General features: G+C 71.0%; 7 protein-coding genes. 5 read left to right on the forward strand and 2 right to left on the reverse strand.

Annotated elements, in window-relative coordinates:
- Positions 1-153 precede the first annotated feature (153 nt).
- Positions 154-360 (forward strand): ATP-binding protein, encoded by a 207-nt coding sequence (locus E1284_RS36735; RefSeq protein ID WP_131944755.1) that lies wholly within the window; start codon positions 154-156, stop codon positions 358-360.
- A 99-nt stretch (positions 361-459) separates the two neighbouring features.
- On the opposite strand, the gene E1284_RS36740 is transcribed toward E1284_RS36735, so the two are convergent.
- On the reverse strand, positions 460-1,218 hold the full coding sequence (locus tag E1284_RS36740) for a hypothetical protein (RefSeq protein ID WP_131944756.1): 759 nt from the start codon (positions 1,216-1,218) through the stop codon (positions 460-462).
- Between the two features lie 266 nt (positions 1,219-1,484).
- Here E1284_RS36740 and acnA point away from each other — a divergent pair, with 266 nt between their 5' ends.
- Positions 1,485-4,250, forward strand: coding sequence for an aconitate hydratase AcnA (gene acnA / locus E1284_RS36745; protein ID WP_131944757.1), 2,766 nt, complete (start codon positions 1,485-1,487; stop codon positions 4,248-4,250).
- Between the two features lie 53 nt (positions 4,251-4,303).
- On the opposite strand, the gene E1284_RS36750 is transcribed toward acnA, so the two are convergent.
- Complete coding sequence (locus E1284_RS36750; RefSeq protein WP_131944758.1) at positions 4,304-4,924, reverse strand: LysE family translocator; 621 nt, start codon at positions 4,922-4,924, stop codon at positions 4,304-4,306.
- A gap of 82 nt (positions 4,925-5,006) precedes the next feature.
- Here E1284_RS36750 and E1284_RS36755 point away from each other — a divergent pair, with 82 nt between their 5' ends.
- From E1284_RS36755 to mug, 3 genes are read left to right on the forward strand one after another with little or no spacing between them, the layout of a single operon-like run.
- Complete coding sequence (locus tag E1284_RS36755; protein ID WP_207924164.1) at positions 5,007-5,936, forward strand: aldo/keto reductase; 930 nt, start codon at positions 5,007-5,009, stop codon at positions 5,934-5,936.
- A gap of 37 nt (positions 5,937-5,973) precedes the next feature.
- Entirely contained in the window at positions 5,974-6,693 is a 720-nt protein-coding gene (locus tag E1284_RS36760; RefSeq protein WP_131944760.1) for a sulfite exporter TauE/SafE family protein, read from the forward strand.
- Complete coding sequence (gene mug / locus E1284_RS36765) at positions 6,693-7,253, forward strand: G/U mismatch-specific DNA glycosylase (protein ID WP_131944761.1); 561 nt, start codon at positions 6,693-6,695, stop codon at positions 7,251-7,253. The genes E1284_RS36760 and mug overlap by 1 nt, the downstream gene beginning before the upstream one ends.
- Positions 7,254-7,341 lie beyond the last annotated feature (88 nt).

Here is a 7,341-nt window from a genome sequence, read left to right on the forward strand (position 1 = left end):
GCCGCGACAAACACGTAGTAGTCACTGGAGAGCCGGATGCATTGAAAGGTGCACGTCCGGTTCGGGCCGGGGGCCACTGGAAAAGGACCCGCCGACGGCGGGCACCTCGCCAGTGGCCTACCGGTACATCGGCACGGTGAGGGTCCGATCGTCGTGCGGGTGCTGCGGGACGAGCGCGACGGGCTCCCGGTGATCGAGGTCTGGGACGGCGGCGAGGGGCGGCCGGTGATCCGGTCGCAGAACCATGCGGCCGTCTCGGGACGCGGGCTCCAGCTCATGGTGGAGCTCGTCCGTGAGTGGGGTGTGCGGCCCCTCAACGAGGGCGGAAAGATCGTGTGGGCGAAACTCGCCTCCGATTGACGTCCTCCCCGCCGGTGCCGCGTTGTCTCCGCGCACTGAAGGGTGGGGGCTCCACGCTGTAGGTGCCCGATGAACGAGGCCGTTGGGCTGCCGGGACGTTCACCAGTTGAGGAGCAGGCCGTAGCCCTCTTCGGCGGCCTCCTCCATCCAGTTGAGCGTCTCGTCTGGGGAGTCGTCGTTCAGGAAGTCGCTGAAGGACGGCGGCTGCGTCACGTGCACCTTCTGGCTGGCGGGGACGCGCCGGTTCCACTCCCGGGCTAGACGGACGTACGGGGCGGCGTCGATGGTGGTGGCCTGGCACTCGTCGCCCCAGCGGGGTGCCGGGCTTGCGGTGGGAGGCGGCAGCGACAGGATGTGTTCGCGTACGTCCACCAACTCGGGACGGACGGCCCACGCGTTCGTGCGCGTAACCGAGTCCGAGGCCCGCCGCCGGAGTGACGACCACTCGTCGGCAAGGCGCCGGCCCGTTGAGTAGGTGTGCCAGGCGTGCAAGTACGGTCGGTGCCCGCCGTCCCGCACCTCTTTGATGTGAGTCCGCCATTGCCGCACGTGTGGGGCGAGTTCGTGCGGGTGGAAGCTCCGGTACATGGTGAAGCGCCATTCGGCGGGTAGGAGAGGGGTGAGGACGAGCGCGTTCACCCGATGCGCGTTGCCGGGGCCGGTGTCGACGTCGACCAGGGCGGTGATGTCGGGGCCGTCGGCGGGTCCGGGGGCGTCCAGGTGGCCGAACTCGTCGGGGAACCAGCACCGGGACGCGACGAACGCCGCCCGCTGCGCTCGCACGGCCGCCTCGAAGGCGTCGCCGTCGCAGCGGGTGCGCATGCGGTACCAGTCGACGCCCACTCCGCCGCCTTCCATCCGAAGTCCCCGGCGGGTCGAGCGTAGGGGTGCAAGTAGCTTGATGTCGAGATAAATTGGGGATAGCTTGACGTCGAGAGAAAAGCTGCGGAAGTTAGGCGGCCCTGATTGCGGGTGATGGGGCCGACTAAGGCAGGATCAAGGTAGACGAGCACCCGTCCCGCCACCTCGTGTCGGCCGTGGGGACGGGCACACTTGAAGATCAAGAAGAGCGCCGCGCGCTCATGTCCCGGACCGGACGCGCGGTGGCGATGGAGGAGGAGTCCGTGTCCGCGAACAGCTTCGGCAGCCTTGACAAGCTGCAGGTTGGCGACAAGTCGTACGACATCTATCGGCTGGACGCCGTCGAGGGCGCGGCCCGTCTCCCGTACAGCCTGAAGGTGCTGCTGGAGAACCTGCTGCGCACCGAGGACGGCGCGAACGTCACCGCCGAGCACATCCGCGCGCTCGCCCAGTGGGACTCGCAGGCCCAGCCGAGCAAGGAGATCCAGTTCACCCCCGCCCGGGTGATCATGCAGGACTTCACCGGTGTGCCCTGTGTGGTCGACCTCGCCACGATGCGCGAGGCCGTACGGGACCTCGGGGGCGACCCGACGAAGATCAACCCGCTGGCGCCGGCCGAGATGGTCATCGACCACTCGGTGATCGTCGACTACTTCGGGACGCCGCAGGCGTTCGAGCGGAACGTGCAGCGGGAGTACGAGCGCAACAAGGAGCGCTACCAGTTCCTGCGGTGGGGGCAGACGGCGTTCGACGAGTTCAAGGTCGTCCCGCCCGGCACCGGCATCGTCCACCAGGTGAACATCGAGCACCTGGCACGCGTCGTGTTCGACCGGAACGGGGTCGCCTACCCGGACACGTGCGTCGGCACCGACTCGCACACGACGATGGAGAACGGCATCGGCGTGCTCGGGTGGGGCGTCGGCGGCATCGAGGCCGAGGCCGCGATGCTCGGCCAGCCGATCTCGATGCTCATCCCGCGCGTCGTCGGCTTCAAGCTGACCGGTGAGCTGCCCGCCGGGACGACCGCGACCGACCTGGTGCTCACGATCACCGAGATGCTGCGCGAGCACGGCGTGGTCGGCAAGTTCGTCGAGTTCTACGGCGAGGGCGTCCACGCGCTGCCGCTGGCGAACCGCGCCACGATCGGCAACATGAGCCCCGAGTTCGGCTCCACCTGCGCCATCTTCCCGATCGACGACGAGACGCTGAAGTACCTGCGGCTCACCGGGCGCGGCGAAGAGCAGATCGCGCTCGTCGAGGCGTACGCCAAGGCGCAGGGCATGTGGCTCGACCCGTCGGTGGAGCCCGAGTTCTCCGAGTACCTGGAGCTCGACCTCGGCACGGTCGTCCCGTCGCTGGCCGGCCCGAAGCGCCCGCAGGACCGCATCTCCCTGGCCAACGCCAAGGCGACCTGGCGGCGGGACGTGCAGAACTACGTCCAGAGCGTCCTCGGCGCGCTGGACGAGGCGTCCAACGAGAGCTTCCCCGCCTCCGACACCCCGGCGATCATGCAGGAGACCGAGGGCGACAAGCCGCGGCACGTCGACGCCAACGGCTCCGGCCGGCCGCACAAGCGCGTCCCGGTCAAGCTGGAGGACGGGACGGAGTTCGAGCTCGACCACGGGCACGTCGCCGTCGCGGCCATCACGTCCTGCACCAACACGTCCAACCCGTACGTGATGATCGGCGCGGCGCTGCTGGCGAAGAACGCCGTGGAGCGGGGGCTCACGCGCAAGCCGTGGGTCAAGACCTCGCTCGCGCCCGGGTCGCAGGTCGTCACCGACTACTACGAGCGCGCCGGCCTCACCCCGTACCTCGACAAGATCGGCTTCAACCTGGTCGGGTACGGCTGCACCACCTGCATCGGCAACACCGGCCCGCTGCAGCCGGAGATCTCCAAGGCCGTCAACGACAACGACCTGGCGGTCACCGCGGTGCTGTCCGGCAACCGCAACTTCGAGGGCCGCATCAGCCCCGACGTGAAGATGAACTACCTCGCGTCGCCGCCGCTGGTCATCGCCTACGCGCTCGCCGGGACGATGGACATCGACATCCTCAACGACCCGATCGCCGAGGGCACCGACGGCCCGGTCTACCTGCGCGACATCTGGCCCGCGCCGGAGGAGGTCTCGGCGATCGTCGAGTCGTCCATCGGCCAGGACATGTTCACCGAGAGCTACGCCGACGTCTTCAAGGGCGACGAGCGCTGGACCAGCCTCGACATCCCGACCGGCGACCTGTTCGAGTGGGACGCCGCGTCCACCTACGTCCGCAAGGCCCCGTACTTCGACGGCATGGGCGCCGAGCCGGAGCCGGTCGCCGACATCCACGGCGCCCGCGTCCTGGCGAAGCTGGGCGACTCGGTCACCACCGACCACATCTCCCCGGCCGGGGCCATCAAGGTCGGCACGCCCGCCGCGCAGTACCTCCAGGACAACGGCGTCGAGATCAAGGACTTCAACTCCTACGGCTCGCGCCGCGGCAACCACGAGGTCATGATCCGCGGGACGTTCGCCAACATCCGGCTCCGCAACCAGCTCCTGGACGACGTCGAGGGCGGCTACACCCGCGACTTCACCCAGGACGGCGCGCCGCAGGCGTTCATCTACGACGCCTCCCGCAACTACATCGAGCAGGGCGTCCCGCTCGTCGTCATCGCGGGCAAGGAGTACGGCTCCGGCTCGTCGCGCGACTGGGCTGCCAAGGGCACCGCGCTGCTCGGCGTCCGCGCCGTCATCGCCGAGTCCTACGAGCGCATCCACCGCTCCAACCTGATCGGCCTCGGCGTCCTGCCGCTGCAGTTCAAGGACGGCGAGTCCGCCGAGTCGCTCGGCCTCACCGGCACCGAGACCTTCGACATCACGGGCGTCACCGCGATGAACGAGGGCGGCGTCCCCGACGAGGTCACCGTGAAGGCCGACGGCAAGGAGTTCAAGGCCGACGTCCGCATCGACACCCCGGGCGAGGCGGACTACTACCGCAACGGCGGCATCCTCCAGTACGTCCTCCGCAACCTGATCCGCAAGTAACCCGCACCACCGGAACGGGCCGCTCCCAGAAGGGGGCGGCCCGTTTCGCGTGGCTAGTGCTCGGTGGCGAGGCGGAGGCCGAAGGCTACGAAGGCCGCGCCGGTGAGTTGCTGGAGGCGGCGCTTCACAGTGGGGCGGGCCAGGGTGCGGCGGGCTGCGGCGGCCGCGGCGACGATGAGGACGAGCCACAGGAGGCTCTCGGCGGCGTGGACGGCGGCGAAGAGCACGCTCGTCCAGAACATCGAGGCGCCGTCGGGGACGAACTGGGGCAGCAGGCTCATGTAGAAGACGCCGACCTTGGGGTTGAGCAGGTTCGTGGTCAGGCCGGTGCGGAAGGCGGTCAGGCCGGACGTCCGGGTCTGCGCGGGCTCGGCCGGGTCCCGCCTTCCGCGGCGGGCCGTCCAGAGGGCGCGCACGCCGAGCCACAGGAGGTAGCAGGCGCCGGCGATGCGGAGGACATCGAAGGCCACGCGGGACGCGGCCAGCAGTGCGGTCAGGCCCACCGCGCTCGTCATCGCCCAGCACAGCAGGCCCGTGACCACGCCGGTCGAGGCGAGCAGACCGGCCCGCCGCCCGCCGGTCACGGTGCTGCGCAGGACGAGCATCGTGTCCACGCCGGGGGTGATCGTCAGCAGCGCCGCCACGGCGGCGAAGGCGAGACAAGCGGTGAGCATGCGGAAATACTGCCAGGAGTGTTCCGGTGTCCGGCGGGAATGGCCGTTCCGGACCGTCTGATCGGATCAGGGGATGGCTGGCATGAACAAGATCGGCGACCTGCACGTCTTCCCGCTCTGCCTCGGCGGCAACGTCTTCGGCTGGACCGCGGGCAAGGAGCGCTCGTTCGAGATCATGGACGCCTACGCGGCGGCCGGCGGCAACTTCATCGACACCTCCGACTCCTACATGGCGTCCGCGCCGGGCAACAGCGGCGGCGAGTCCGAGACGATCATCGGGGAGTGGACGGCCTCGCGCGGCAACCGCGACGACATCGTCATCGCGACCAAGGTCGGCCGGCACCCCGAGCGGCGCGGGCTCGCCCCGGCGAACATCAAGGCCGCCGCGGACGACTCGCTGCGGCGGCTCCGCACCGACCGCATCGACCTGTACTTCACGCACTTCGACGACCCGTCCGTGCCGGTCGAGGACATCATGACCGCGCTGGACGAGCTGGTCACCGCGGGCAAGGTGCGGCACATCGCGGTGTCCAACATCGACCTCGACCGGCTGGAGGCGTCGCTGGAGTTCAGCGAGCGGGCGGGCACGGCGCGCTACGTCGCCATCCAGCCGCACTACAACCTCGTGTCCCGCGACACCTACGAGGGGGCGCGCCGCGACATCGCCGAACGGCACGGGCTGGCCGCCGTCCCGTACTACGGCCTCGCCTCCGGCTTCCTGACCGGCAAGTACCGCCCGGACGCCAAGGTCGACAGCGTCCGCGCGGGCCGGGCGGCCGAGCACCTGGAGACCGAGCGCGGGCGCGCGGTGCTGGCCGCGCTCGACATCGTCGCCGAGGAGCAGGGGGCCGCCGTCGCGACCGTGGCGCTCGCCTGGCTCGCCGCGCAGCCTACCGTCGCCGCGCCCATCGCCAGCGCCCGCACCCTCGACCAGCTGCCGCCCCTCGTCGAGGCCGTCCGGACGACGCTGACCGGCGACCAGCTCAAGCGCCTCACCGAGGCGTCCGCCTGATACAGACCGGATAAGTGGGGATGTAGCGTCACTCGGCGTGCCGCATCTCGACTTCCTCCTGTTCGGCGGCCTGGCCGCGCTGGCCGGCGCGATCGTGCAGGGCAGCGTCGGCCTCGGCGTCGGGCTGGTCGCGACCCCCATCGTGACGATGCTGTACCCGTCGCTGATGCCGGGCGCGATCCTCGTCATCGCGCTCGTCCTGCCCGTCGCGACCCTCGCCCAGGAGGTCCGGCACGCCGAGCTGCGCGGGCTCGGCTGGGCGTTCGGCGGCCGGCTGGTGGGGACGCCGTTCGGCGTCTGGCTGGTCGCCGCCGTGCCCGGCCGCGTCCTCAGCGTGCTGATCGGCCTCGTCGTCCTCGCGGCGCTGGCGGTGACGACGTGGTCGCGGGAGGTGCCGCGCAACCGCGGGACGCTCGCCGCCGCCGGGGTCATCTCCGGGACGACCGGGACCGCGTCCGGCATCGGCGGCCCGCCCATCGCGCTGCTCTACCAGCGGGAGAGCGGCCCGCGCGTCCGCGCGACGCTGGCGGTCTTCTTCATCGCCGGCGCGCTGCTGTCCCTCACGACGCTCGCGGCCGCGGGGCGCCTCCCGGTGCGGCAGGTCGTCGCGGGCCTGGCCCTGCTCCCGTTCGTCATCACCGGGTTCCTCGTCGCGGGGCCGCTGCGCCGCTACCTGGACGCCGGACGGCTCCGCACGGCGCTGCTCATCGTCGTCGGGACGTCCGCCGTGGTGCTGATCGTCCGTAACCTGGTCTGATGCGCCCCACGAAGGCCGACCTGGAGGCCGCCCGCGACCGCGTGATCCCCGACGTCCTGCCCCCGGACGGCGGGGCCCTCCGCGTCCTGTTCAGCGGCATCAACCCCGGCCTCTACTCCGGCGCCACCGGGCACCACTTCGCGCGTCCCGGCAACCGCTTCTGGCCCGCCCTGCACCGATCCGGCTTCACCGACCGGCTCCTGGACCCGTCCGAGCAGGACCTCCTGCCCGGCTACGGCCTCGGCATCACGAACCTGGCGCACCGCACCACGGCGCGCGCCGACGAGCTGACCGCGGACGAGCTCCGGGAGGGCGGGCGCCGCCTCCGGGCCCTCGTCGAACGGCACCGCCCCGCCTACCTCGCGGTCGCCGGAGTCACCGCCTACCGCACCGCGTTCGGCCGTCCCCGCACGCGGATAGGCCCGCAGGACGAGGCGTTCGGCTCCGCGCGGGTCTGGGTCCTCCCGAACCCGAGCGGCCTCAACGCGAGCTGGCCCCTCGACCGCATCGCGGCCGAGTTCCGCCGCCTCCGCGAGGCCGCGGAGACGCTCAGGGGTTGAGGGCGAACATCGTCTCGACCTCGCCGACCAGGGTGGGGTGCGGCTGCCACAGGTCGGTGCGGCCGAGGGCGACGATGGGGCGGGGGAG

It is taken from the genome of Actinomadura bangladeshensis, from assembly GCF_004348335.1.
GTDB lineage: Bacteria > Actinomycetota > Actinomycetes > Streptosporangiales > Streptosporangiaceae > Spirillospora > Spirillospora bangladeshensis.

Excerpts from the sequence above, each read along its gene's own strand:
- E1284_RS36750 (WP_131944758.1), bottom strand. The coding sequence starts at position 4,924 with ATGCTCACCGCTTGTCTCGCCTTCGCCGCCGTGGCGGCGCTGCTGACG.
- mug (WP_131944761.1), top strand. The coding sequence starts at position 6,693 with ATGCGCCCCACGAAGGCCGACCTGGAGGCCGCCCGCGACCGCGTGATC.
- E1284_RS36740 (WP_131944756.1), bottom strand. The coding sequence starts at position 1,218 with ATGGAAGGCGGCGGAGTGGGCGTCGACTGGTACCGCATGCGCACCCGC.
- E1284_RS36755 (WP_207924164.1), top strand. The coding sequence starts at position 5,007 with ATGAACAAGATCGGCGACCTGCACGTCTTCCCGCTCTGCCTCGGCGGC.